Source organism: Streptomyces sp. NPDC044704, assembly GCF_056433525.1.
Window position 1 is genome coordinate 203,225 of the sequence record NZ_JBWKGY010000002.1, and the last position, 23,654, is coordinate 226,878.

Below are 23,654 nucleotides of genomic sequence, written 5' to 3' on the forward strand. Positions count from 1 at the left end.
GGACGGCGGCTGCCGGAACCCGCACCGGCGGGACGCCTGCGCCCGGCGGCCCGGCAGACTCCGCGGTGAAGGTCAGGCCGCGCCGCGGCCCGCCCCGTGCGCGGTCAGCCAGTCGTGGGCCGCGTCCGCGCTGAACTGCGCCTGACCGCCCGGGAAGAGCAGGCCCGCGCCCGCGAAGGCCGGGTCGTCCGCGGTGGCCGCCACGTACGGGACCGCCACGCAGGCCATCCCGGCGGCCCGGGCGGCCTCGGCTCCGGGCGCCGCGTCCTCGATCACCACGCAGTCGGCCGGCGCGGCGCCGAGCCGGCGGGCCGGCGGGCCGCCTCCAGGAACACGTCCGGCGCGGGCTTGCCGTGGGCGACCTCCTCGGCGGAGACCACCGTCGTCAGCAGGGCGTCCAGTCCGGTGCCCACGAGCACGGCGTCGATCGCCTCGCGCGAGGAGCCCGAGGCCACCGCCATCGGCACGCCCCGCGCGTGCAGCCGCTCCACGAAGGCGCGCATCTCGGGGAAGGCCTCGGTCCGGGTGCGGGCCAGCTCCAGGTAGGCGGCGTTCTGCTCCGCGAGGAGCTGCTCGACCGGCGCCCGCAGGCCGTACCGCTCCTTGAGGACCTCCAGCGTTTCCAGGGTGCCGATCCCGATGAAGCGGGAGTGCTGCTCCCACGTGAAGTCGGGGACGCCGTGCCGCTCCAGGGTGAGGCGGCCCGACTCGTAGTAGTTCGGCTCGCTGTCCACGAGGGTGCCGTCGAGATCGAATATGACGGAAATCATCCGCTGTGCCCGTCCTGCCGGTCGTGTGCCTGTCTCCACCATCCTGTCAGGGTTTGCCCGCTGCCCTGTCCGCGGCTGCCCTGTCCCCCGCCGCCCTGTCCCCCGCCGCCCTGGTCCCCGCCGCCCTGCCCACCGCCTCGACCAGCGGCAGCAGCCGGTGCGCGACCCGCTCGCGCAGCGCCACCTCGGTCCGCGTCCGGACCACTCCCGGCAGCCGGATCAGCTGCTGGATCACGTCCTCCAGGTGCGCGTTGTCCCGGGCCGCGACCCGCGTCAGCAGGTCCCCGCCGCCGGTGATGGAGAAGGCCTCGATGATCTCGGGCACCGCGGCGAGGGCGTCGCCGACCTCGTCCAGGTGCCCCTGGGTCACCTCGATGTGCACGAAGGCCAGTACGGGATGCCCGAGCGCGGCGGGGGACAGCGCCGGACCCGTCCCGGTGATCACCCCGGTCCGCTCCAGCCGGTCCAGCCGGGCCTGGAGCGTGCCCCGCGCCACCCCGAGGATCCGGGCGTACTCGCGGACGCTGGTGCGCGGCTGCTCGATCAGCAGGCGCAGGATCCGGGTGTCGAGCTCGTCCACGGCCATGCCGCGACTGTACCAATGGCCCGGTTCATCCGGATCGGGTCCGGCCGCCCCGGGCCGGCGGCCACGGCAGGAATCCACTGGTCCGCGCCCGGTACTCCGCGTATCCCGGACGGTCCGCCATGTGCCGCTCCAGCAGCCGCTTCCCGCTGCCGCCGATCAGCAGGTACGACATCACCAGCGGTGACACCACGGAGACCGCGGCCGCCTGCGCGGACCCGGCGGCGACCAGGAAGATCCCCCACCACACGCAGAAGTCACCGAAGTAGTTCGGATGCCGGGTCCACGCCCACAGGCCCCGGTCCATGATCTTCCCCCGGTTCGCGGCATCCGCCCGGAACCGGGCCAGCTGCCGGTCCCCGACCGCCTCGAAGAGCAGACCGCCCAGCCACAGCGCCGTCCCCGCGACCGCGAGCCCGCCCGGGGCGCCGTCCGCGTACGCGCCCGCCTGCACCGGCAGCGAGACCAGCCAGACCAGCGCCGCCTGGAGCAGGTAGACCGTGCGCAGGGCGTACAGGTTCCGGCTCCCGGGGGCCCGGGCCAGCATCCGCTCGTACCGCGGGTCCTCCCCGTGTCCCCGGCCCCGCCACGCGATGTGCCCCGCCAGGCGCAGCCCCCACACCACCGTGAGCACCGTCAGCAGCAGGGCCCGGCCGCCGCCCGCGCCCGAGATGCCGCCCGAGACCCCGTACGTGGCCAGCGCGACGGCCGCGAAGGCCGCGCCCCACGCCACGTCGACCACCCGGTGCAGGCCCGTGCGGACCCCCACCGCGAAGGCGGCGAGCATGACGGTGAGCGCGGTACCGGCGGCCACCGCCAGGTTGACCCCGAAGCCGCCCCAGTTCACCGCGTCCCCCTCGTCGCGCCGGCCGCCGGCACACCCGCCGGGGGCACCCGGGGCGGTCGGGGGCGGACGGGGGCCCCGCGCAGCCACAGCCGGACCCCGTGGAAGCGGATGCCCACCGCCACGGCCGCGGTCGACCAGGGGTGCCGCAGCGCCGCGCGCAGCACTCCCCGTACGCCCGCGGGCCGGCGCCTGCCGCGCACGGTCGCCGTGAGGCGGACCCCGTCCGCACCGCCCGCCAGGCGCACGCTCAGCGCGAGCTCCGCCCCCGGCTCCGGCATCCGCATCGCGTAGGCGCCGTCGGCCCCGAGGAGGGGGGAGACGTGGAACTCCTTGGGAACCGTGGCCGTTCCCCCGGCGGCCTCCGGGCCCAGCAGGTAGCAGTGCCGGCCGCCGTACGTGTTGTGCACTTCCGCGACCACGTGCAGCAGGGCGCCGTCCGGGGCGCGGCACCAGTACACCGAGAGCGGGTTGAAGACGAAGCCGAACACCCGGGCGTGCGCCAGCATCGACACCCGCGCCCCCGCCGGCAGCACGACCCCGCGCGACGCCAGGAAACGGTCCAGGCCAGCGCGGATGCCGGGCTCCCCGCCGCCGAAGTGGTCGCGGGCGTCGAAGCGGGCGAGGACGCGCACCGGCCACGGCAGCCGCGGCGGCTCGGCGAGGTCCACCAGCCACAGGTACGTCCGGTGCCGCAGCCGGTACGCCGGGACGCCGGCCCGCACGTGCCGGATGTCCGCCTCGTACAGCGCGGCCCTCACCACCCCACCCCCAGCGCGGCCGCCGCGGCCACGCCCGACCGGCAGCCGTCCTCGTGGAACCCCCACCCGTGGTAGGCCCCGGCGAACGCCGTCACCGGCCCCGACAGCCCGGGCAGCAGGCGCTGCGCCGCGACCGACTCCGGCGTGTACACCGGATGCTCGTAGACCATCTCCGCCAGCACCAGGTCCGGCCGCACCCGCTCGTCGGCGCCCAGCGTGACCACGTACGGCTCCGGCGCGTCCAGCCCCTGGAGCCGGTTCATGTCGTAGCTGACCTGCACCGGAACCTCCTCGTCCGGCAGGCACCCGGACAGCCGGTAGTTCCAGCAGCCCCGGGCCCCGGCCGCGCGCGGCAGCACCGAGGCGTCGGTGTGCAGGACGGTCCGGTTGCGGGAGTAGCGGAAGGCGCCGAGCACCGCGCGCTCGGCGTCCGTCGGATCGGCCAGCATCCGCAGCGCCTGGTCGGCGTGGACGGCGACGACCACCCCGTCGTACCGGGCCCGGGACCCGTCGGCGGTCGTGACCAGCACCCCGTCCGGGGTGCGGGCCAGCTCCCGCACCGCGGAGGCGACCCGTACCGCGCCCGCGCCCAGTTCCTCCCGGACCCGCTCGACGTAGCGCGCCGAACCGCCCTCGACCGTGCGCCAGCTCGGCGAGCCGCCCACCGACAGCAGCCCGTGGTGGGCGAGGAAGCGGAACAGGTAGCGGGCCGGGTAGCGCAGCGCGGTGCCCGGGGGACAGGACCACACCGAGGCCACCAGCGGGATCGCGAAGTGCCCCGTGAAGTACGCGCCGAAGCCGCCCCGCTCCAGGAACTCGCCCAGGGTCGGCTCACGGGCCCCCTCGGGCAGCGTCAGCAGCCGCCGGGCCTGCCGGTGGAACACCGGGACCTGCGCCAGCATCCGCAGGTACGCCGGCCGCAGCGCACCCCCCGGGCGGGCGAACAGCCCCCGCGGGCCCCGCGCCCCCGCGTACTCCAGCCCGCAGCCCTCGCAGTGCACCGACAGGCTCATCGTCGTCGGGCGGCTGGCCACGCCCAGCTCGCGGAAGAGCCGCAGCAGGTGAGGGTACGTCCGGTCGTTGTGCACGATGAAGCCGGAGTCGACGGCCCGGACCCGGCCGTCGGGGCCCTTCACCTCGTGAGTGTGGGCGTGCCCGCCCAGCCGGTCGTCGGCCTCGTAGAGGGTCACCTCATGGCTGCGGGCCAGCACGTACGCCGCCGTCAGCCCGGACACGCCCCCGCCGATCACGGCGGTGCGCGGTCGTCCTCGTTCGGTCATCTCGCTCCCTCCTTCACCGTTGCTTCGGAGCCGGAGGGGGTTCCGGATGTGTCCCGGGGCGGATCCGCGCATCCGGTCGGCGCGGTCCGGGCGAATCCCGTACGACGGCCGCCGCGCCGGGCAGGCCGGCCGCCCGGGGTACGACCGCCGACGGGGGCCACGAGCGCCGGCCGCCCGCGGCAGACGGCCGGGTACGACGGGCGCCCGGCTCCCGGACCGGCGACGATGAACCGGCCACGACGAGGGAGACACCCATGACCGGGGACACCGCCACGACCGGCACGACACCCACGACCGGACCGCTCTGCCTGGTCACCGGCGCCACCGGCTACATCGGCGGCCGACTGGTGCCCGAACTCCTCGACGCCGGACACCGCGTCCGCTGTCTGGCCCGCTCACCCGAACGGCTGCGCGACCACCCCTGGGCGGGCCGCGCCGAAGTGGTGCGCGGGGACGTCACCGACGCCGAATCCGTCGCGTCCGCCCTGCGCGGCGTCGACGTCGCCTACTACCTCGTCCACGCCCTCGGCACCGGCCACGACTTCGAGGACCGGGACCGCACGGCCGCCCGGATCTTCGCCGAGCAGGCCCGCGCGGCCGGGGTCCGCCGCATCGTCTACCTCGGCGGGCTCACCCCGGCCGGCATCCCGCCCCACGACCTGTCCCCGCACCTGCGCTCCCGCGCCGAGGTCGGACAGATCCTGCTCGCCTCCGGAGTGCCCACCACCGTGCTGCGCGCCGCCGTCATCATCGGCTCCGGCTCCGCCTCCTTCGAGATGCTGCGCTACCTCACCGAACGGCTGCCCGTCATGGTGACCCCCAGCTGGGTCGGCACCCGCATCCAGCCCATTGCCGTCCGCGACGTCCTGCGCTACCTCGTCGGCAGCGCCGGCATGCCGCCCGCGGTCAGCCGCGCCTTCGACATCGGCGGCCCGGACGTGGTGACGTACGAGGAGATGATGCGCCGCTACGCCGTCGTGGCGGAACTGCCCCGACGGCTCATCCTGCGCGTCCCGATGCTGACCCCGCGCCTGTCCAGCCACTGGATCGGCCTCGTCACCCCCGTCCCGCGGGCGCTGGCCCGCCCGCTCGCCGAATCGCTGCGCCACGAGGTGGTCTGCGACGAGCACGACATCGCCTCCTACGTCCCCGACCCGCCGGGCACCCCCATCGGCTTCGACCGGGCCCTCGACCTGGCCCTCCAGAGGGTCCGGGAAGCGGACGTGACCACCCGCTGGTCCTCCGCCTCCCTGCCCGGCGCCCCCAGCGACCCGCTGCCCACCGACCCCGACTGGGCGGGCGGCAGCCTCTACGCCGACCGGCGCGAGCGGGCCGTCGACGCCTCCCCCGAAGCCCTGTGGCGGGTGGTCGAGGGCATCGGCGGCGACAACGGCTGGTACTCCTTCCCCCTGGCCTGGGCCGTACGGGGCTGGCTGGACCGGCTCGTCGGTGGCGTCGGCATCCGGCGCGGCCGCCGCGACGCCGCCCGGCTGCGGGTCGGTGACTCCCTCGACTTCTGGCGCGTGGAGGAGATCGAGCCGGGCCGCCTGCTCCGCCTGCGCGCGGAGATGCGGCTGCCGGGCCTGGCCTGGCTGGAGATGTACGCCGACCCGGCCCCCGACGCGGACACCGACCCGAAGACGGACGCCGGAACCGGCCCGGGACGGCGGACGCTGTACCGCCAGCGGGCCCTGTTCCACCCGCACGGCCTCCTCGGCCACCTGTACTGGTGGAGCGTGTCCCCCTTCCACGCCGTCGTCTTCGGCGGCATGGCCCGCAACATCGCCCGCGCCGCCGAACGCCTCGACGGGGCACCGGCCCCCGCATCCGTCCGGGCCCCCGCCGCCGAAGAACCCCACGACAGCCGTCCCCAGCCCTGACGCGGAGCCGACAGCCATGAACATCGCGGTGGTCCTGTACACCTCCGACCTGCGCCTGCACGACCACCCGCCGCTGCGCGCCGCCCTCTCCTCCTGCGACCGCGTCGTCCCCCTCTTCGTCCGCGACCGCGCCATCGAAGCCGCGGGCTTCGCCGCCCCCAACCGGCTGGCGTTCCTCGCCGACTGCCTCGCCGACCTCGACGCCGGCCTGCGCGAACGCGGCGGCCGCCTCGTGATCCGCTCCGGGGACGCCGTGGCCGAGGTCTGCGCCCTCGTCCAGGAGACCGACGCCGACGAGGTGCACATGGCGGCCGGGGTCAGCGCCTACGCCCACGCCCGCGAGGAACGGCTGCGCGCCGCGCTCGAAGCCCGCGGCCGCCGCCTCTACGTCCACGACACCGTGGTCACCGCGGTCGCGCCCGGCGCCGTCCTCCCGGCAGGCTCCGACCACTTCGCCGTCTTCACCCCGTACCTGCGCCGCTGGTCCGAACTGCCCGCGCGGACCCCCGCCCCCGCCCCGCGCACCGTCCCCGTCCCCCCGGACATCGGCTCCGACCCCCTGCCCGCCCGCGGCGCCGTCACCGGCACCTCCCCGGGCCTCGCCCGCGGCGGCGAACGCGAGGCCCGCCGCCTCCTGACGCACTGGCTGCGCGACGGCATCACCCGCTACGAGGACGTCCACGACGACCTCGCGGGCGACGCCACCTCCCGCCTCTCCCCGCACCTGCACTTCGGCACGCTCTCGCCCGCCGAGGCCGTCCACCGCGCCCGCGCGGCCGGCGGCCCCGGTGCCGAGGCCTTCGTCCGGCAGCTGTGCTGGCGCGACTTCCACCACCAGGTCCTCGCCGCCCGCCCCGCCGCCGCCACCGAGGACTACCGGCCCCGCCAGGACCGCTGGCGCACCGGAGCCGACGCCGAGGAAGAGGTCCGGGCCTGGAAGGAGGGCCGCACCGGCTACCCCGTCGTCGACGCCGCCATGCGCCAGCTGCGCCACGAGGGCTGGATGCACAACCGGGGCCGGCTGCTGGCCGCGAGCTTCCTCGCCAAGACCCTGTACGTGGACTGGCGCACCGGCGCCCGGCACTTCCTGGAACTGCTCGTCGACGGGGACCTCGCCAACAACCAGCTCAACTGGCAGTGGGTGGCGGGCACCGGCACCGACACCCGGCCCAACCGGGTCCTCAACCCCGTCCGCCAGGGCCTGCGGTACGACCCCGACGGCAGCTACGTCCACCGCTGGGTGCCCGAACTCGCCGGCCTGCCCGCTCCCCGCGTCCACGAGCCGTGGCGGCTCCCGGCCCCGGAACGGGCACGCTACGACTACCCGGACCCGGTGGTGGACCTCGCCGACGGCCTCGACCGCTTCCGGCGGGGACGGGACGGTACGTGACGCCCCGCGCCGGTCCCACGGCGTACCGTGAACCGGTGGACCCCGAGCCGCCGCCCCCCGGACCCCCGCAGGACCTCCCCGACGCCGCCCTGAGCACCGGCGCCGTCGCCCGCCGCCTCGGGGTCTCCCCGACCACGCTCCGCTCATGGGAGCGCCGCTACGCCATCGGCCCCGCCCGGCGCGAAGACGGCCGGCACCGCCGCTGGACCCCCGAGGACATCGCCCGCCTCGACCTGATGTGCCGGCTCACCGCGCGGGGCGTACCCCCGTCCGAGGCGGCCCGGGCCGCGCTCGGCGGAGCCCCCGGCACCTCCGCCGCGAGGGGGCCGGCCGCGGCGACGCCGGGCGGGCGCGGTGCCCTCCCCCTCGGGGAGGCGCGGCCGGAGGGCCGGGGGCTCGCGCGGGCCGCCGTACGCCTGGACGCGCCGGCCGTGGCCGAACTGCTCGACGCTGCCCTGGCGGAGCACGGCCTCGTCACCGCCTGGGAGGAGATCATCGCCCCGACCCTGCACGCGGTCGGCCGCAAGTGGGCCTCGGCGGGGGAGCGTTACATCGAGGTCGAGCACCTGCTCTCCTGGCACGTCTCCGCCGCCATGCACCGCGTCCGCCCGGCACCTCCCCGGCCGGGAACGGCCCCGGTGCTGCTCGCCTGCACCCCCGGCGAACTGCACAGCCTGCCGATCGAGGCACTGGCCGCCGCCCTCGGCGAACGGGGTCTGCCGGTACGGATGTTCGGCGCCGCACTGCCCGCCGAGGCGCTGTTCGACGCGGTGCGGCGCACCGGCCCCCGCGCGGCCGTGCTCTGGTCGCAGTCCCGGACCACCGCCGACCGGGCCCTGGCCCGCTCGGTGGCCGGCATCGAATGGGGACTGCGCGGAGCCCGGGGCCGTTCGGCGCTCCTCCTCGCCGGACCCGGCTGGGGCGGCGGCACCCAGGCCCCGCGCACCGAACGGCTGTTCGGGCTGCGTTCGGGACTGGAGGTCATCTCGGCGCTGGCAGCCGGCCCGGCTCCAGCGACCGGCGCAGCAGGTGCAGCGCCCGCCGCATGTGGCTCTTGACGGTGCCCAGCGGAAGCCCCGTGCGGGCGGCGATCTGGGTCTGGCTCAGGTCGGCGTAGAACGCGAGACACAGCACGCGCCGTTGCGCCGACGGCAGCCGGGCCAGCTCCCCGAGGACCAGGACCCGGTCCAGGGCCCGTTCGGGCTCCGGCCGCCCCGGGTCACCGGGGTACGGGGCGAGCTCGTGGACGGTGCCCGCGGCGGCCGCCACCGCCCGGGCCCGCCGGGTCCGCGCCTCCAGGGCGTCGGCGATCTTGTGGCGGGTGATGCCGGTGAGCCAGGCCCCGAGTCCGCCGGGCCCGGGGCGGTAGCCGGCCCGGCCGCGCCAGGCGGCGAGGAACACCTGCTGGGTCACGTCCTCGGCCTCGCGGTCGTCCCCCAGCGAACGCCGGGCCAGGGAGTGCACCAGGGGCCGCCAGCGCCGGTACACCTCCTCCACGCAGCGCTCGTCCCCGGACACGAACCCCGCCGCGAGACCGGGCGGCGACCCGTCGGCCGGCCTGACCGGGGCGCCGGGGCCGCGGGCGCCGGTGTCACCCGCGTCGGCGGTGGCAACCGCGCCGGCGCGGCGGGCGGTCCGGGGGGCGGTCCGGGGGGCGTCCCGCCTCCCGGGTTCCTTCGGGTCGTGGTCGTCCATGGCCCGAGCGTCTCCGGCGCGGCCCCCCGGGCCAACTTGCAGCGTTTCCGCATCGAATTCCCGAGGGCCTCCCGCAAGGGAGGGCCGGCGGGGGGACTCAGCGCCCGCCGGTGTGCAGCGAGGGCCGCGCCAGGTACACCAGCGCCACGGCGAAGACCACCGCGGCCGCCGGCAGGAGCAGCCAGTTCACCGTCCAGCCCGCCCGCAGGAGCAGGGCACCCGTCAGCCCGCCGGTGAACATCGCCGTCACCGCCCAGGCCCGCCGCCCCCACGAGCCCGTGCCGTACCCGAGGGCCATGTCGTGGCCGAGGGCGGAGCCGCCGAGGAAGGCGGCCATCGACCGGGTGACCAGGGTCGTCGGCACGCCCGGCACGTTGACCCGCATGCTCGTGACCGTGCGCAGCCCCATCGCCACCGCCAGGACGCAGGTCGCGAGCAGGTGCCGGGCGGCGGGATCCCCGTACCGCGGTTCCAGGCCCCATCCGATGCACGCGGCGCCCAGGATCAGCGTCCCCTCGACGGCCAGCCCGGTCACGAACCAGTGCTGCCCCCGGACCTCCATCGCCGCCTCCAGCCGGGCCCCGGCCACCGTGCCCGCGGCGAAGGAGACCAGCGAGAGCGCCGGGGCCAGCGCGGGCAGGTTCCCCTCGTGCGCCAGCCCGAAGGCGAGGAACAGCACGTTGCCGGTCTGCATCGCCGTGAACACCGGACCCAGGGCCAGCAGACTGACCGCCTCGACCAGCCCCGTCACCCAGGTCAGGACCACCAGCATCACGGTCAGCGGCGCGGGCCGGACCGGTCGCGCACCCATGTTCATGACGTCCGAGCGTGACACGCCGACCCCGGGGCGACCGGCACCGACATGCGGCCGTAAGGTCCGGCACATGAGTGATCTGCTGCTGGTGAGACACGGGGAGACGGCCTGGAGCGCCGACGGACGGCACGCCGGACTGACGGACGTGCCGCTGACGGCCCGCGGGGTCGAGGAGGCCATCTCCCTGGCCCCCTTCTTCCTCGGCCGGCAGCCGGCCCTCGTCCTGACCAGCCCGCTGAGCCGGGCCGTGGCCACCGCGCAGCTCGCCGGGCTGAGCGACGGCGTCCCCGAGCCGGACCTCCACGAATGGGACTACGGCGGCTACGAGGGCATCACCACCGCCGAGATCCGGCGGACCCGGCCCGACTGGTCGCTGTGGACCGACGGGGTTCCGGCGGGCGACGTCCACCATCCGGGCGAGGACGCGGCCCAGGTCGGCGTCCGCGCGGACCGGGTCCTGGCCCGGGCCGCCAAGGCCCTGAACGAGAACCGGGGCGACGTCGTCCTGGTCGCCCACGGACACTTCCTGCGCGTCCTGACCGCCCGCTACCTCGGCCTGCCCCCCACGGAGGGCCGCCTCTTCCTGCTGCGCACCGGCACGGTCAGCACCCTGTCGACGGAACACGGACTGCCGGTCATCGCGGGCTGGAACACCCGCCCCTGAAACCCGGCTCCGCCACGGAATTGACCCGGGATCCCCGCAGGGAAATGAACCCTCCTGCGGGCCGATTCCCCTTCTAGGTTCTTCACATGACCACTTTTCAGGTTCCCGAGCGCATGAACTTCTCCGCCGTCGCCCCCAAGGTCTTCAAGGCCGTCCTGGCCCTCGACGGCGCCGCCCGGCGCGGGCTGGACCCGGTCCTGCTGGAGCTCGTCCAGATCCGCGCCTCCCAGATCAACCGCTGCGCCTACTGCATCGACTACCACGCCACCGACGCCCGCAAGGGCGGCGAGTCCGAGGAGCGGATCTACCAGCTCAGCGCCTGGCGGGAGTCGAGCCTGTTCACCGTCGCCGAGCGCGCGGCCCTCGCCCTGACCGAGGAGGTCACCCTGCTGCCCGGGGGCGTCTCCGACGCCGTCTACGACGAGGCCGCCCGCCACTTCGGCGAGGAGCGGCTGGCCCAGCTGATCGCGCTGATCTTCACCGTGAACGTCTGGAACCGGATGAACGTCACCACCCGCAAGACCCCCGGCACCGAGTAGCCCGCCCGGCCCCGCCCCGCCTCGCGCGGCGGGGCCGCGTGCGTGACCATGCGTGTATGGGCGACGGTGACGGCGGCGGGCCGGGCGGCGGGGCGATCCGGGACGCCGTACCCGAGGAAGACACACTCAAGGCCAATGCGATCGGGTTCCTCGACGCGCTCGTCATCGGCCTGAACTCCACCTCGCCCGCCTACTCGCTGGCCGCCGTCATCGGCCCGATCGTGGCGCTGGCCGGGATCTACGCGCCCGGCGTGATGCTGGCGTCGTTCGTCCCGATGCTGCTGATCGCCGCCGCCTTCTACTACCTCAACAAGGTCGACCAGGACTGCGGGACCACCTTCTCCTGGGTGACCCGGGCCATGGGCCCCTGGGCCGGCTGGCTCGGCGGCTGGGCCATCGCCATGACCGGCGTCCTCGTCATCGGCTCCCTCGCCGACGTGGCCGTCCACTTCGGCCTGCTCGCCGCCGGCCTCGACGGCTGGGCGGCGAACGAGCTCGTCCGCCAGTCCCTCGCCGTCCTGGTGATCCTGGTGATGACCGCCATCTGCGTCATCGGCACCGAGATGTCCGCCAAGCTCCAGAACGTCCTGATCCTCGCCCAGGTCTTCTTCCTCCTCGTCTTCGCCGTCGTCGCCCTCTACCGCGTCTACGCCGGGACCAGCAGCCTCGACGGCATGCGGCCCTCCCTCGCCTGGCTCAACCCCTTCGGAGCCGGCGGCGCCGCCCTGACCGGCGGACTGCTGCTCGGCGTCTTCATCTACTGGGGCTGGGAATCCGCCGTCAACCTGACGGAGGAGGTCGAGGACTCCGCGACCGCCCCCGGCAAGGCCGGCATCTGGTCGACCGTGGTGCTCCTGGTCACCTACCTGTCCGTCGGCTTCGCCGTCGTCGCCTACGCGGGCACGCGGTTCCTCGCGGAGAACGCGACGGAGGAGGAGGCCGTCTTCGCCGTCCTCGCCCACGAGGTGCTGGGCGGCTGGGACTGGCTGGTGCTCCTCGCCGTCTGCACCTCCGCGCTCGCCTCGACCCAGACCACGATCATCCCCGCCTCCCGCACCGCGCTGTCCATGGCCCGCCGGCACGCCCTGCCGCCGCGCCTCTCGCACATCCACCACCGCTTCCGCACCCCGGACGTGAGCACCTGGTGGGTGGCGGGCATCGCCATCGGCTGGTACCTCGTCGTCAACCGGATCAGCGAGAACGCGCTCCTCGACTCCCTGACCGCGCTCTCCCTGCTCATCGCCTTCTACTACGCGCTCACCGGCCTGGCCTGCGCCATCTACTACCGCCGGCACCTGCTGGAGAACCTGCACAACTTCGTGCTCATCGGTCTGGGCCCCGTCGTCGGCGCCGGACTGCTCACCTGGCTGCTGGTGGAGTCCATCGGGGACATGTCGGACCCGGAGAACTCCGCCGGCGGCGTGTCCTGGTTCGGTCTCGGCCCACCCCTGGTCATCGGGATCGCCATCGCCGTCGTCGGCGTCCTCGTCATGTGCTTCTGGCGGCTGCGCGACGGCACGTTCTGGCAGGAACGGCGCGGGGTGGCCGACCCCGAACTCGTCCACGCCCGGAAGTAGCCACGCACCGAAGCAGGAGGGTCCCCCGATGTCCGTGGTCCTCGGATACGACGAGTCGCCCGGTGCGGAGCGCGCCCTGGAAGTGGCCCTGGAGGTCGCCACCGCCTTCGGCGAGCCCCTGGTCCTCGTCTACGGCGCGAACGCCCCCGGCGCCACGGGAGAGGAGTACCGCGCCCACCGGGAGGCCGTGCGGCAGGCCGGCCGCAGCGCGCTGGCCCGGGCCGTCACGGCCGCGGACGAGGCGGGCGTCCCCTCGACCGTGGAGATCGTCGACGACAGACCGGCCCAGGCCCTGCTCGCCGCCGCCGAACGCCACCGGGCGCGGGTCATCATCGTCGGCAGCTGGGGCGACAGCCCGATGCGCGGCGCCCTCCTCGGCTCCACCCCGCACAAGCTCCTGCACCTCTCGCCGGTCCCGGTGCTGTGCGTCCCCACGGGGAACGGCCCCTGATGAGCACCCGCGCCGCAGCCCGTCCGGGGCGCGGCCTCTTCTCGCCCCGGGACCGCGCGGTGATCGCGGCGGCCGCCATCTCCATGCTCCTGGTGCAGATGGACTGGTTCGCCCTGAACCTCATGCTCCCCGCCATCGGCCGGGACTTCCACACCCCGACCACCGACCTCCAGTGGCTGGTCAGCGGCTACATGCTCACCCTGGGCGCCCTGATGATCACCGGCGGGCGGGCCGCCGACCTGCTGGGCCGCAGACGCGTCCTCGTCGCGGGCCTCATCGGATTCGGCGTCGTCTCCGTCGTGTGCGCCGCCGCCCAGAACACCGCCTGGCTCACCGCCGGCCGAGCGGTCCAGGGCTGCACCGCCGCGCTCGTCCTGCCCGTCTCCGTCGCGGTGGTCACCGCCTACTTCCGCGACGACCGCCAAGGCCGCGCCGTCGGCACCGTCCTGGCCTTCAGCGCCGTCGGCACGGCCCTCGGCCCCTTCATCGGCGGGGCCTTCGCCGAACACGTCAGCTGGCGCGCGGTGTTCCTGCTGAACGTGCCGTTCTGCCTGGCCGCCGCCCTGCTCCTGCTGCGCCACGTCCCCGAGACGCGGGACGAGGGGTCCCGCCACGGGTTGGACGTCCCGGGCGTACTGACCCTCGCGGGCGGACTCAGCGCGCTCATGATCGGCGTCGACCAGGGCGGGCACTGGGGCTGGGCGTCCCCCCAGACCCTCGGCTGCCTCGCCGCCGGGGCCGCGCTGCTGGCCGCCTTCGTCGCCGTCGAACGCCGCTCCCGCGAACCCCTGCTGGACCTGGCCCTGCTGCGCAACGGGCCGTTCGTCGCCGTCACGCTCGCCGGATCCCTGTCCAACATCGTCTACTGCCTGGTCGCCGTCTTCTCCGCGCTCTACCTCCAGCAGGCCCGCGGGCTCTCCCCGCTCGACTCCGGGCTGATCTTCCTGGCCCTGTCCGTCGGCGTCGGCGCCGCCAGCTACTGGTCGGGCCACCTGGCCCTGCGGGTGCGCGCCGAGACCCTCATGGCCGCCGGAATGCTGCTCAGCGGGATCAGCCTGTTCGCGCTGACCCAGGTCACCTCGCTCGCCGTCTACACCGCGGTCTTCGCCGTCGTCGGCATCGGTGTGGGCCTCAGCTGGGCCCTGACGAACGTGGCCACCCAGTCCTACGTCGAGGCCGGCCGGCTCGCGGCGGCGTCCGGCCTCGTCCTGACCTCCCTGGTCCTGCTCGGGGCCGTCGCGGTCGCCGTGGCCTCCACGGTGTTGGAGGCCCTCAGCGGCTCCGCCGCCCGCGCCGCCTCCGACGGCCCCGCCATCGAATCGATCCTGCGCGCGGCCGCCCTCCTCGCGGTGCTGGGCGCCGCCGCGATGGCCGTCGTCGTGCGCCGCAACCCGCGCCCGCCCGGGCCGCCTAGCGCGGGCCCCGGGAGAACTTCTCCCACTGTGCTGTGACGATCTCCCGCGGCACCCCGCCGAAGTCCTTCGTGTCGATGATGTCCGAGGAGAAGGACAGCGTCACCGGACCGGAGCGCACCAGGGTGAGGTACTGGTACAGGGAGACGTCCTTCTCCTTCACGTCCTGCGTCACGATCCGGTAGGACCGCGCCTCGTCACCGAGCGCGGGAGCCTCGACCGGCTCCACGCGCAGGACCTTCGCGTCGGTCACCGCGCGTTCCTCCGTGTAGCCGCCCCCGCACCGCTCGCCCGCCTCGGCGAGGGACCTCATCGCCGATCCGGCCGCGGCGGCGTCCCGGTAGGAGCGCAGCAGGACCTCGGTGCCGACTTCGAGGGGTTTGCCGGGTACGCGCACCACCGCGAAGGCCTGGGCCGTGTGGCCCGCCCCGCCGAGGGTGGTCAGCGGTCCGCACACCGCCGGGTCGGCCTCGTACATCTCGCTGAACGGCTCGTCGAGCACCGGCTCGCCCACCTCGTACGGGCCCGCCTTCTCCCCGGCCGCGAGGACGAGGGCCTTCAGCCGCCCGGCGTCCGGCCCGGGCGTTCCCGCGGGCGTTCCGGCGGGCGTTCCCGCGGGCGTTCCGGCGGGGGTGGCGCTCGGGTTCGGGCTCGTGCTCCCCGTCGGCGAGGGCGCCCCGGACGCGGCCTTCCCCGCTGCCGCCGGGCCGCCGCCCCCGCACGCGGCCGTCGCCGCCAGCAGCGCCGCCCCGGCCGCGCAGGCCGCCGCCGTCCGTACGCTCCGTACTCTCCGGCCGTTCCAAGTTCCGCGCATGCCGCTGCCGCCCCCCGTGATCGTGTGCTGGCCCGATTGTGCAGTACGCCTGCGGGCCCGCCCCCGGCGGTACCTCAGTCCCGGAAGATCCCCGCGAGGTACGCGGCCACCCCCTCGGCCGTCGGCGGGCTGATCCGCGCCCCGACATGGCCGTCGGGCCGCACCACGAACGCCGTCGGCGCCGCGGCCCCGTAGAGCCGGCGGAACTCGCCCCGCCCGTCGCGGTACACCGGCAGGGCGGCGGCCCCGGCGGGCGCGGTCCCGCCCTCGGTGAGGACCGCGTACGCCGCAAGCCGTCCCCCGGGCAGCCCGCCGATCAGCTCGGCGAGCGCGGGGACGCACGGGTCCTGCGCGCCGTCGGCGTACAGCAGGAGCACGTGCTCGCGCTCCCGCAGCAGGTCGTACAGCCGCAGGGGATAGGACGGGACGTCCCCGAGCAGCCCGCCGCAGTCGGGGGCCCGGTCACCGGGCCGCGGCCCGGCGCCGTCCGGCGGGGACGTCCTGACGATCGGACTGTCGCGGTAGCCGACGAGCAGCTGCGCCTCCCGCATCATCAGCGTCGCCGGATCCTCCGGGTCGGCCTGGACGCCCTCGGCGGCGTGACGCACGGTGCGCCCGACGACCTCCTCGCCGACGGGCCGCCGCTCGGCGTCGTAGCTGGCGGCGAGCCCCGGCTGCGCCCGCCCCCCGACGGCCACGGCGAGCTTCCACGCCAGGTTCCAGGCGTCCTGGATGCCGGTGTTCATGCCCTGCGCGCCGGTCGGCGGGTGGATGTGCGCCGCGTCCCCGGCGACGAAGACCCGCCCGTCGCCGTACCGGTCCACGATCCGGTGGCTGATCCGGAAGACCGACGACCAGCGCATGTCCGTGGCGGTCACCGGCTGCGGGGACAGCCGGTCCAGGACCCCCTGGACCTGCGTGAGCTCCGGGCCCCGCCCGGCCTGCAACCCGTGCGCCACCCCGTCCCCGTCCCCCTCCCCGTCCCGCGGCGCGGCCGCGGCCAGTCCGGGCGGCACGTTCATCGACACGCGGTACCGGCCCGGTCCGGGCAGCGGGATGCACACCAGGGTGCCGTCGACCCGGCCCTCCGCGTCCCGGTGCATGGACCGCACCGCGTACCCGTACGGCAGGTCCCAGCCGATCCGCACGTCGGCCAGCATGTACTCCTCCGGGAAGGCCCCGCCCTCGAAGGCGAGCCCGAGCCCCTTACGGACCGCGCTGTGCGCCCCGTCGCAGCCCACCAGGAACCGGGTGCGCAGCTCCTCCTCGCCGTCCGGGCCGGTCAGCCGGCCCGTGACCCCGTCGGCGTCCCGGTCGAACGACACCAGCTCGGTACCGCGCTCGATCCGGGTCCCGAACCGCGCCAGGTGCTCCTCCAGGAGCCGCTCGGTCTCGTACTGCGGCAGCGAGGCGAACCCGTAGGGCACCTCGGGCGGCAGCGACAGCTCCAGCCGGCCCCGCTCCTCGCCGTTGACGTAGACCAGCTGCCCGCGCAGGGGGACGGCCACGTCGAGCGCGGCCCGCACCAGCCCCATCCGGTCCCAGACCTCCAGGGTGCGCGGCTGGATCCCGACCGCCTTCGCGTACGGCAGCCGGGCCGGCAACCGGTCCACGATCCGGCAGGCCACCCCGCGCCGGCGCAGTTCGACGGCGGCCGTCAGCCCCACCGGGCCCGCGCCCACGATCAGGACGTCCGTCGCGTAGCCGTTCACGCTTCCATGATTCGCGGCCCGGGGCGGTCCGGCCACCGGACGGGCGACCGGGCGGGAAGAGGTCCGTTGGCCCTCACCCGGCCGAAGATCACCGGCTCTGACTGGGCCGTTGGCCCACCGTTCGAGGCCTCACTTGAGCCATTGCACCTCCAGGTGGTTATCTGTGGCGTATCCAAGTACTTACGGCGCCACGCAGCGCCGGACGGCAACGAGGCCGGTCCGGACCGTGGCGCCTTCGCCGTGCCTCCACGCAGCCCACCACCCCCGGGCAGCGGGCGGCCCGGCGTGCTCCATCGCAAGGGGGGCGGCACACCGCCGTGAAGAGGATGTTCGTGGCTCCGGATCCGGGGCGTATGAGACTCAGGAACTCGCTGCGCGCGGTCATCGGCGTGGGGCTCGCCGTCGCCGTCGCCGAACTGGCGGGACTCTCCCTGACCGCCTCCATCACCGGCGGGCTCGCGGCCCTGCTGGCCCTGTTCACCGTCCTCGACGCGACCGTGCCCGCCCAGCGCGTCACCACCGCCCTGCTGCCCGTGGCCGGCTTCCCCGTCCTGGCGCTGGCCACCACCCTCCACGGGACGCCGCCCGCCCGCGACGCCGCCTTCCTGGCCGTCGTCTTCGCCGGGGTCTACGCCCGCCGCTGGGGGCCGCGCGGCCACGCCCTCGGCATCTTCGGCTTCATGATGTTCTTCGTCACCCAGTTCCTGCACGCCGTCCCCGCGCAACTGCCCGAACTGTTCGCCGCCGTCACGCTCGCCCTGCTCTCCGCCGGCGCCGCGCGGTTCCTGCTGTGGCCCATCGAACGCCGCACCCCGCCCGCCGCCGCCCCGCCCGGCCTCCCGGGCACCGGACTGGCCAGGCCCACCACCCGGCAGGCCTTCCAGGCCACCGTCGCCTGCGGGTTCGCCCTCGCCATCGGCCAGCTGCTGTCCGAGGACCGCTGGTACTGGGCCGTCGGCACCGCCTGGTGGATCTTCGTCAACACCGCCTCGCGCGGGGAGACCCTGGTCCGCGGCTTCCGCCGGGTGCTCGGCACCGTCATCGGCATCGCCGCCGGACTGCTGATCGCCGTACCGCTGCACGGCGCGCCCACGCCCACCGCCGCCCTCGTCGCCGTCTGCGTCTTCGGCATCTTCTACACGGCGGCCCCCTCGTACTCCTGGATGATGTTCTTCGTCACCGTCATGGCCGGACTCCTCTACGGCCTGCTCGGCGTGCTGCACCCCGGTCTGCTGCTCCTGCGCTTCGAGGAGACCGCCGTCGGCGCCCTCGGCGCGGCCCTCGCCGTCGTCCTGGTGCTGCCGGTGACCACCCACGCCGCCAACGACGCCTGGATCCAGCGCGCCCTGCACTGCGTACGGGCCTCCACCGCGGCCACCCTGGACCGACTCGCCGGCGACCCGGCCGCCGACCCCGGCCCGCACGCCGCCGAACTGGAACTGCTGCTCGCCCGCGTCCGGATGGCCCTCGCGCCCCTCGTCCACCCGCTGAGCCCGCTGCGCGCCCGCAAGGCCCGCGCCCGCCAGGTCCTCGCGCTGCTCGACGACTGCGCCCGCGAGGTGCGCGGCCTCGTGGCGGTCGCCGCCGACCCGCAGGCCTCGCACGACGCCCGGCTGGCCGCCGCCTGCTGGCGGGTGGAGGCGGCCGTGGAGGCGCTCACCGCCCCGGCCGGCCCGGGCCGGCCCGCCGCCCCGGCCGAGCTGCCCCGGCCCGCAGCCGCCGAACCGGCCCTGGCCCACCTGCACGGGCTGGAACTGGCCCTGACGGCCCTGGCCACCCCGCTGCGCACGGACCCGCGGGCCCCGCTCGTCGTCACCGCGTAGGCCGTCCCTCAGGGGGCGGGGGAGGACGGTGCCGGGGCGGTCGACGCGGAGCCCGGCTGCTTCTTCGACATGCCCCCGTCGCACTGGAGGATGAAGCTGACCGCCGTCGTGGGTTCGCCGGCGGTCCGGATGAGGGGCCGCGCGTGCGCGGTCCAGTTCGCCTTGCGGAGGCTGTGACCGCCCTCCGCGTACGGGGGCAGGACCTTCCAGCCGCGGCCCTCCGCCCTCTTGAAGGCGTCCTTCAGCACGGCGTCGGCCGTGGCCGCGTCGTGCTCGGCGTACAGGTACTCGTGGCACTCGATGGAGAGGTACTCCTGCGGCATCCGCGTCAGCGCCACGCCCGCCTCGGCGAAGGCGGAGGTCATGTCGCCCACCACCGTCTCCACGGGGACCGGCGGTCCCCCGTACGGCGCCTCCGGCCGGCCCAGGGTCACGCACCCGCTCAGCGTCACCGCCAGCACCGCGGCGACCGCCGCCACCCTCACCCTCACGTGCCATTCCCTCCCCAGGTACCGCAGAAGTCTCGCACGCCAAGATCACGGCGGGCCCCGCTCCGACGGGCCCGCCCGTCTCGCGGACCCGGCGCGCCGGAGTCAGGCTGGGAGGAGGACGCCTCGACGCGGAAGGGGGCCCGGCAGTGGCCGAGGAAGAGGGCCGGTCTGCGGCCGCGGGACAGGGCGCGTCCACGGCGCGGGGCGCGTTCGCCGGATTCCTGGACAACCCGGTCGTCGGCATGGCCCCGTGGATCGTCTTCTCCCTGCTGGTGGGCCCCGGCCGGTTCGAGGTCGCGGTGGCGCTCGCCCTCGGCGTGTCCCTCGTGCTCGTCGTGGGCGGCCGGATCGCCCGTCCCGGCACCTCGTGGAAACTCCTGGAACTCGCCGACCTGATCTTCTTCGCGGCCCTCTCGCTGGTGGGACTGCTGGCGGACAGCGGCACCCTGCGCTGGCTGGAGACGTACGCCGGAGAGCTGTCCAACATCGCGCTCGTCGTGATCGCCTTCGGCTCGATGGCGCTGCGGACGCCGTTCACCCTCCAGTACGCACGCGAACAGGTCGACCGGGCGCACTGGAACTCCCCGGAGTTCCTGCGCGCCAACTACGTGATCACCGGAGTGTGGGGGCTGGCCTTCCTGGTCTCCGCCCTCGCCGGCGCCTACGGCGACCTGGTGCTGCACAATCCGAACAACCTCTGGACGGGCTGGATCATCCAGATCGCCGCCATCGTCGCGGCGGTGCGCTTCACGGTCTGGTACCCGGAGGTGGTGCGCGCCCGGGCGCAGGGCCACGAGGGCGGCCCGCTGTCCCCGGCCGCCCTGCTGACTCCGGTCGCCGGAGTGCTCGTACCGGCCGGCATCGCGGTGCTGGTCTTCGACGGGGACCTGTGGTGGCTGGGCGTGGCCCTGATCGTCGGCGGCGGCGCGCTCACGCGGGCCCTGCACCGCCAGGCCTCCCGGGCAGCCGACGGCAGCGCTCCGGCCTGAACCCGGGCCTGAACCCGGGCCTGAACCCGGGCCTGAAACCGATCCTCAAACCGGGCCGGAACCGGCCGGACACCGGGCATCCGCCCTCCGGCGGCCCCACCCCGGCGTTACGGTCGGGGGCATGACGAGCACCGGCACCCCTTCCGTCGAGTACCGCACCGCCCGGCCCGCCGACCGGGCGGCCATCGAGGCCCTCGACGGCTCCTTCCACACGGCCACCGTCTTCGACGTGACCGTCTCCGAGACCGGGTTCGCCCTCGCGGAGATCCCGGTGGACCCGCCGCTGCACAAGGTGTTCCCGCCGGACGAGGACGGCCCCGGCGAGGCGGAGGGCGGCTCGGAGGACGCCCGCACCTTCGTCGCCGTGGACGGCGGGGTCCTGTGCGGTTTCGCCGCCGTCACGTACGCGGCGTGGAACCGGCGGCTCACCGTCGAGGACATCGAGGTCGCGCCCGGCCACCGGGGCCGCGGCATCGGCCGGACGCTGATGGAGCACGCGGCCGCCTTCGCCCGCGCCCGCGGCGCCGCGCACCTGTGGCTGGAGGTCAGTTCCGTCAACGCTCCGGCCGTGCACGCCTACCGGCGCATGGGGTTCAGCCTCTGCGGTCTGGACACGGCGCTCTACGACGGCACTCCGGCCGCCGGTGAGCGGGCGCTGTTCATGAGCCGCCCCTGCGGCTGACGCACCCCGGGAGGCCTCAACTCCCGGACTGCGGCGGATGGTACGCCGGTAGCACCCACCTCCGCAGGCCGATGCGCGAAGATCACTCGGAGGAGTGTTCCGGGTGTTCCCGGGGCACGGTGCTGACCTGCGGCATGTACAAACGGTGATTGTTGATTGCACATTCATCCGGCACGTACAGGGTGGATCTGGTCGGACAGGGGGTAACCGCCCGCAATGGAAATACTGCAACAGCAGTCGAGCGCCGCTCAGGTGTGGGAGGAAGCCGAGGAGTTCATCCGGCTCTTCCACCGGGAGAACCCCGAGGCCGGTGATCCGCGGGTCCGGCTCGCCGCCGTACGGGCCGAGCTCGCGGAGACCGGCACCTACCGGCACACCCCGCAGGAGCTGGTCCACGGGGCCCGCGTGGCCTGGCGCAACAGCAACCGGTGCATAGGCAGGCTCTACTGGAACTCCCTGCGGGTGCGCGACCGGCGCGGGCTGACGGACTCCAAGGAGATAGCCGAGGAGTGCTTCGAGCACCTGCGCGAGGCGACCAACCGGGGCCGGGTCAGGCCCACCCTCACCGTCTTCGCCCCCGACGCCCCCGGCCGTCCCGGCCCGCTGATCTGGAGCGAGCAGCTGGTGCGGTACGCCGGGTACGGCGACCACCCCTCCGTCACCGTGGGCGACGCCCGCAACGCCCCGCTCACGGAAGCCCTGTTGAGGCTCGGCTGGGCCGGCGGCCCGGGCACCCCCTTCGACCTGCTCCCGCTCGTGGTCCAGGGCGTCGACGACAAACCCCGCTGGTTCGACACCCCCGCGGACGCCGTACTGGAGGTGCCCATCCGGCACCCCGACGAGCGGGACGACTGGAGCGACTGGGGACTGCGCTGGCACGCCGTACCGGCCATCTCCAACATGTGCCTGGAGATCGGCGGCGTCCACTACCCGGCCGCCCCGTTCAACGGCTGGTACATGGGCACCGAGATCGGCGCCCGCAACCTCGCCGACACCGACCGCTACAACCTCCTCCCGGCCGTGGCCCGCAGGCTCGGTCTGGACACCTCCAGCGACCGCTCCCTCTGGAAGGACCGGGCGCTGGTGGAACTGAACCGGGCGGTGCTGGACTCCTTCGACCGGGCCGGGGTCACCATCGCCGACCACCACAGCGAGTCCCGGCGGTTCCTCTCCCACCTGGAGCGGGAGGAGCGCAAGGGCCGTGACGTCGGGGCGGACTGGTCCTGGATCGTCCCGCCGATCTCCGGCTCCGCCACCCCCGTGTTCCACCGGACCTTCGAGGACCGGCCGAGCACCACGGCGTACGTCCACCACTCCGGCGCACAGGAACGCGCCAAGGGGCGGGACTTGGTCTAGACCTTCTGTTACCGTCGGCTCCGAACGGATCCGGAGCGGCGGAGAGGGCACCAGTGAGCGGCGCGGACAGTACGGACCACAGCGGCGGGCACCGGGCCTACATCGGCTCGTTCACCTCGGGGGGCGGCCGCGGCATCACCGCCGCGGCCGTGGATCCGGCCACCGGGGCGCTGACCCCGCTCGCGGCCACCGGGTCCCTCGCGGACCCCTCGTACCTGGCCTTCTCCCGGACCACCGGCCTGCTCTACGCGGTGAGCGAGGCCGAACAGGGCGCGGTGGCGGCCTTCCGGCCCACCGCCGAAGGGCTGGCCCCGGCCGGCCCCCCGGTCCGCGTCGGTGGATCCGGCCCCACCCACCTCAGCCTGGCCGGCGGCCGGCTGCTCACCGCCAACTACACCTCCGGCAGCGTCAGCAGCCTGCCCCTGGCCGCCGACGGCAGCCCGTCCGGACCGGCCTCGGTCCTCGCGCACCGGGGCTCGGGCGTCGACGCCGACCGCCAGGAGGCCCCGCACGCGCACCAGGTGCTGCCCGACCCGGCCGGCCGCTGGGTGCTCAGCGTCGACCTCGGGACCGACTCCGTACGGGTCTGCGCGCTCGATCCGGCCGCCGGCGCGCTCCGGCCGCACTCCGAGACCGCCCTGCGCGCCGGGACCGGACCGCGCCACCTCGTCTTCCACCCGGCCGACCCGGTGGCGTACGTCCTGCACGAACTGGAGCCACAGCTGACCGTCTGCCGCTGGAACGCGGCCTCCGGGCAACTGGAACCGGTCTCCGAGGTTCCGGTCGCCTCCAGCGGCGCCCCAGGGGCCGTACGGGCCTACCCCTCGGCGCTCGTCGCCTCACCGGACGGCCGCTTCCTGTGGGCCTCGGTGCGCGGCACCGACGTCCTCGTCACCTTCTCGCTCGCGGGCGGCGCCGAGGAGCCGCGGCTCACGAGCACCGTCGGCTGCGGCGGCAGCTGGCCGCGCGACCTCGCGGTGGACCCCTCCGGCCGCCGCCTGTACGCGGCCAACGAGCGGTCCGGGGACGTCACCTGGTTCGACGTGGACCCGCTGACCGGACGGCCCCACCGGTCCGGATCCGTCCCCGCCCCGGCCGCGACCTGCGTGGTCTTCGGCTGACGGCGC

22 protein-coding genes and 1 pseudogene are annotated in these 23,654 nt (G+C 75.1%); 13 read left to right on the forward strand and 10 right to left on the reverse strand.

The window, feature by feature from the left end:
- Window positions 1–72: 72 nt before the first annotated feature.
- From AC07B0_RS05265 to AC07B0_RS05285, 5 genes and pseudogenes are all read right to left on the reverse strand, one after another.
- A pseudogene (locus AC07B0_RS05265) lies at window positions 73–770 on the reverse strand (HAD family hydrolase).
- Between the two features lie 46 nt (window positions 771–816).
- Window positions 817–1,356: an Lrp/AsnC family transcriptional regulator gene (locus tag AC07B0_RS05270; protein ID WP_478896838.1), complete on the reverse strand. Its 540-nt coding sequence runs from the start codon at window positions 1,354–1,356 to the stop codon at window positions 817–819.
- 25 nt (window positions 1,357–1,381) lie between these two features.
- Window positions 1,382–2,140 (reverse strand): DUF1295 domain-containing protein, encoded by a 759-nt coding sequence (locus AC07B0_RS05275; RefSeq protein ID WP_469377767.1) that lies wholly within the window; start codon window positions 2,138–2,140, stop codon window positions 1,382–1,384.
- 56 nt (window positions 2,141–2,196) lie between these two features.
- A complete protein-coding gene (locus AC07B0_RS05280; RefSeq protein WP_478896840.1) occupies window positions 2,197–2,958 on the reverse strand; it encodes a DUF1365 domain-containing protein in 762 nt (253 codons plus the stop codon).
- The gene (locus tag AC07B0_RS05285) at window positions 2,955–4,238 is read right to left on the reverse strand and encodes an NAD(P)/FAD-dependent oxidoreductase (protein ID WP_356870327.1); all 1,284 of its coding nucleotides are present in this window, start codon (window positions 4,236–4,238) and stop codon (window positions 2,955–2,957) included. The genes AC07B0_RS05280 and AC07B0_RS05285 overlap by 4 nt, the downstream gene beginning before the upstream one ends.
- Window positions 4,239–4,492: 254 nt before the next feature.
- Here AC07B0_RS05285 and AC07B0_RS05290 point away from each other — a divergent pair, with 254 nt between their 5' ends.
- Genes AC07B0_RS05290 through AC07B0_RS05300 form a run of 3 tightly spaced genes read left to right on the forward strand, consistent with a single transcriptional unit; the run spans window position 4,493 to window position 8,566 of the window.
- Window positions 4,493–6,118 carry an SDR family oxidoreductase gene (locus AC07B0_RS05290; RefSeq protein WP_478896842.1) on the forward strand — a complete coding sequence of 542 codons (1,626 nt, stop codon included), beginning with the start codon at window positions 4,493–4,495 and terminating at the stop codon, window positions 6,116–6,118.
- A gap of 16 nt (window positions 6,119–6,134) precedes the next feature.
- Window positions 6,135–7,508 (forward strand): cryptochrome/photolyase family protein, encoded by a 1,374-nt coding sequence (locus tag AC07B0_RS05295; RefSeq protein ID WP_478896844.1) that lies wholly within the window; start codon window positions 6,135–6,137, stop codon window positions 7,506–7,508.
- A gap of 35 nt (window positions 7,509–7,543) precedes the next feature.
- The gene (locus tag AC07B0_RS05300; protein WP_478896846.1) at window positions 7,544–8,566 is read left to right on the forward strand and encodes a MerR family transcriptional regulator; all 1,023 of its coding nucleotides are present in this window, start codon (window positions 7,544–7,546) and stop codon (window positions 8,564–8,566) included.
- Here the strand turns inward: AC07B0_RS05300 and AC07B0_RS05305 are convergent.
- Together AC07B0_RS05305 and AC07B0_RS05310 are read right to left on the reverse strand one after the other, a co-directional pair.
- A complete protein-coding gene (locus AC07B0_RS05305; protein ID WP_356870335.1) occupies window positions 8,490–9,203 on the reverse strand; it encodes an RNA polymerase sigma factor in 714 nt (237 codons plus the stop codon). The two genes, AC07B0_RS05300 and AC07B0_RS05305, sit on opposite strands and share 77 nt — an antisense overlap.
- A gap of 97 nt (window positions 9,204–9,300) precedes the next feature.
- Window positions 9,301–10,020: a YoaK family protein gene (locus AC07B0_RS05310; protein WP_478896848.1), complete on the reverse strand. Its 720-nt coding sequence runs from the start codon at window positions 10,018–10,020 to the stop codon at window positions 9,301–9,303.
- A gap of 67 nt (window positions 10,021–10,087) precedes the next feature.
- Between AC07B0_RS05310 and AC07B0_RS05315 the strand changes: the two genes are divergently transcribed.
- The 5 genes from AC07B0_RS05315 (at window position 10,088) to AC07B0_RS05335 (ending at window position 14,699) form a co-directional block, all read left to right on the forward strand.
- Entirely contained in the window at window positions 10,088–10,681 is a 594-nt protein-coding gene (locus AC07B0_RS05315; RefSeq protein ID WP_478896850.1) for a histidine phosphatase family protein, read from the forward strand.
- Between the two features lie 86 nt (window positions 10,682–10,767).
- Window positions 10,768–11,220 carry a carboxymuconolactone decarboxylase family protein gene (locus AC07B0_RS05320; RefSeq protein ID WP_356870341.1) on the forward strand — a complete coding sequence of 151 codons (453 nt, stop codon included), beginning with the start codon at window positions 10,768–10,770 and terminating at the stop codon, window positions 11,218–11,220.
- 56 nt (window positions 11,221–11,276) lie between these two features.
- Complete coding sequence (locus tag AC07B0_RS05325; protein WP_356870343.1) at window positions 11,277–12,797, forward strand: APC family permease; 1,521 nt, start codon at window positions 11,277–11,279, stop codon at window positions 12,795–12,797.
- A 28-nt stretch (window positions 12,798–12,825) separates the two neighbouring features.
- Window positions 12,826–13,248, forward strand: a complete 423-nt coding sequence (locus AC07B0_RS05330; protein WP_356870345.1) for a universal stress protein — start codon at window positions 12,826–12,828, stop codon at window positions 13,246–13,248.
- Complete coding sequence (locus AC07B0_RS05335) at window positions 13,248–14,699, forward strand: MFS transporter (protein WP_469377570.1); 1,452 nt, start codon at window positions 13,248–13,250, stop codon at window positions 14,697–14,699. Before AC07B0_RS05330 ends, AC07B0_RS05335 begins: the two co-directional genes overlap by 1 nt.
- Here AC07B0_RS05335 and AC07B0_RS05340 read toward each other — a convergent pair.
- Together AC07B0_RS05340 and AC07B0_RS05345 are read right to left on the reverse strand one after the other, a co-directional pair.
- Complete coding sequence (locus AC07B0_RS05340) at window positions 14,659–15,474, reverse strand: hypothetical protein (protein ID WP_469377568.1); 816 nt, start codon at window positions 15,472–15,474, stop codon at window positions 14,659–14,661. The genes AC07B0_RS05335 and AC07B0_RS05340 overlap by 41 nt on opposite strands.
- A gap of 74 nt (window positions 15,475–15,548) precedes the next feature.
- Window positions 15,549–17,186 carry an FAD-dependent monooxygenase gene (locus AC07B0_RS05345; RefSeq protein WP_478896853.1) on the reverse strand — a complete coding sequence of 546 codons (1,638 nt, stop codon included), beginning with the start codon at window positions 17,184–17,186 and terminating at the stop codon, window positions 15,549–15,551.
- Between the two features lie 326 nt (window positions 17,187–17,512).
- Here AC07B0_RS05345 and AC07B0_RS05350 point away from each other — a divergent pair, with 326 nt between their 5' ends.
- A complete protein-coding gene (locus AC07B0_RS05350; RefSeq protein ID WP_478897235.1) occupies window positions 17,513–19,009 on the forward strand; it encodes an FUSC family protein in 1,497 nt (498 codons plus the stop codon).
- Between the two features lie 8 nt (window positions 19,010–19,017).
- Here the strand turns inward: AC07B0_RS05350 and AC07B0_RS05355 are convergent, their stop codons facing one another.
- Window positions 19,018–19,500, reverse strand: coding sequence for a hypothetical protein (locus AC07B0_RS05355; RefSeq protein ID WP_478896855.1), 483 nt, complete (start codon window positions 19,498–19,500; stop codon window positions 19,018–19,020).
- 146 nt (window positions 19,501–19,646) lie between these two features.
- Between AC07B0_RS05355 and AC07B0_RS05360 the strand changes: the two genes are divergently transcribed.
- The 4 genes from AC07B0_RS05360 to AC07B0_RS05375 all read left to right on the forward strand — a co-directional run bounded on the left by AC07B0_RS05360 (window position 19,647) and on the right by AC07B0_RS05375 (window position 23,648).
- On the forward strand, window positions 19,647–20,489 hold the full coding sequence (locus tag AC07B0_RS05360) for a DUF3159 domain-containing protein (RefSeq protein WP_478896857.1): 843 nt from the start codon (window positions 19,647–19,649) through the stop codon (window positions 20,487–20,489).
- 121 nt (window positions 20,490–20,610) lie between these two features.
- Window positions 20,611–21,171: a GNAT family N-acetyltransferase gene (locus AC07B0_RS05365; protein WP_469377560.1), complete on the forward strand. Its 561-nt coding sequence runs from the start codon at window positions 20,611–20,613 to the stop codon at window positions 21,169–21,171.
- A 216-nt stretch (window positions 21,172–21,387) separates the two neighbouring features.
- Window positions 21,388–22,527, forward strand: a complete 1,140-nt coding sequence (locus AC07B0_RS05370) for a nitric oxide synthase oxygenase (RefSeq protein ID WP_356870359.1) — start codon at window positions 21,388–21,390, stop codon at window positions 22,525–22,527.
- A 53-nt stretch (window positions 22,528–22,580) separates the two neighbouring features.
- Entirely contained in the window at window positions 22,581–23,648 is a 1,068-nt protein-coding gene (locus tag AC07B0_RS05375; protein ID WP_478896860.1) for a lactonase family protein, read from the forward strand.
- Window positions 23,649–23,654: the final 6 nt, after the last annotated feature.

Excerpts from the sequence above, each read along its gene's own strand:
- AC07B0_RS05270 (WP_478896838.1), bottom strand. The coding sequence starts at position 1,356 with ATGGCCGTGGACGAGCTCGACACCCGGATCCTGCGCCTGCTGATCGAG.
- AC07B0_RS05275 (WP_469377767.1), bottom strand. The coding sequence starts at position 2,140 with ATGCTCGCCGCCTTCGCGGTGGGGGTCCGCACGGGCCTGCACCGGGTG.
- AC07B0_RS05285 (WP_356870327.1), bottom strand. The coding sequence starts at position 4,238 with ATGACCGAACGAGGACGACCGCGCACCGCCGTGATCGGCGGGGGCGTG.
- AC07B0_RS05290 (WP_478896842.1), top strand. The coding sequence starts at position 4,493 with ATGACCGGGGACACCGCCACGACCGGCACGACACCCACGACCGGACCG.
- AC07B0_RS05295 (WP_478896844.1), top strand. The coding sequence starts at position 6,135 with ATGAACATCGCGGTGGTCCTGTACACCTCCGACCTGCGCCTGCACGAC.
- AC07B0_RS05305 (WP_356870335.1), bottom strand. The coding sequence starts at position 9,203 with ATGGACGACCACGACCCGAAGGAACCCGGGAGGCGGGACGCCCCCCGG.
- AC07B0_RS05310 (WP_478896848.1), bottom strand. The coding sequence starts at position 10,020 with ATGAACATGGGTGCGCGACCGGTCCGGCCCGCGCCGCTGACCGTGATG.
- AC07B0_RS05315 (WP_478896850.1), top strand. The coding sequence starts at position 10,088 with ATGAGTGATCTGCTGCTGGTGAGACACGGGGAGACGGCCTGGAGCGCC.
- AC07B0_RS05320 (WP_356870341.1), top strand. The coding sequence starts at position 10,768 with ATGACCACTTTTCAGGTTCCCGAGCGCATGAACTTCTCCGCCGTCGCC.
- AC07B0_RS05325 (WP_356870343.1), top strand. The coding sequence starts at position 11,277 with ATGGGCGACGGTGACGGCGGCGGGCCGGGCGGCGGGGCGATCCGGGAC.
- AC07B0_RS05330 (WP_356870345.1), top strand. The coding sequence starts at position 12,826 with ATGTCCGTGGTCCTCGGATACGACGAGTCGCCCGGTGCGGAGCGCGCC.
- AC07B0_RS05335 (WP_469377570.1), top strand. The coding sequence starts at position 13,248 with ATGAGCACCCGCGCCGCAGCCCGTCCGGGGCGCGGCCTCTTCTCGCCC.
- AC07B0_RS05340 (WP_469377568.1), bottom strand. The coding sequence starts at position 15,474 with ATGCGCGGAACTTGGAACGGCCGGAGAGTACGGAGCGTACGGACGGCG.
- AC07B0_RS05350 (WP_478897235.1), top strand. The coding sequence starts at position 17,513 with ATGTTCGTGGCTCCGGATCCGGGGCGTATGAGACTCAGGAACTCGCTG.
- AC07B0_RS05365 (WP_469377560.1), top strand. The coding sequence starts at position 20,611 with ATGACGAGCACCGGCACCCCTTCCGTCGAGTACCGCACCGCCCGGCCC.
- AC07B0_RS05370 (WP_356870359.1), top strand. The coding sequence starts at position 21,388 with ATGGAAATACTGCAACAGCAGTCGAGCGCCGCTCAGGTGTGGGAGGAA.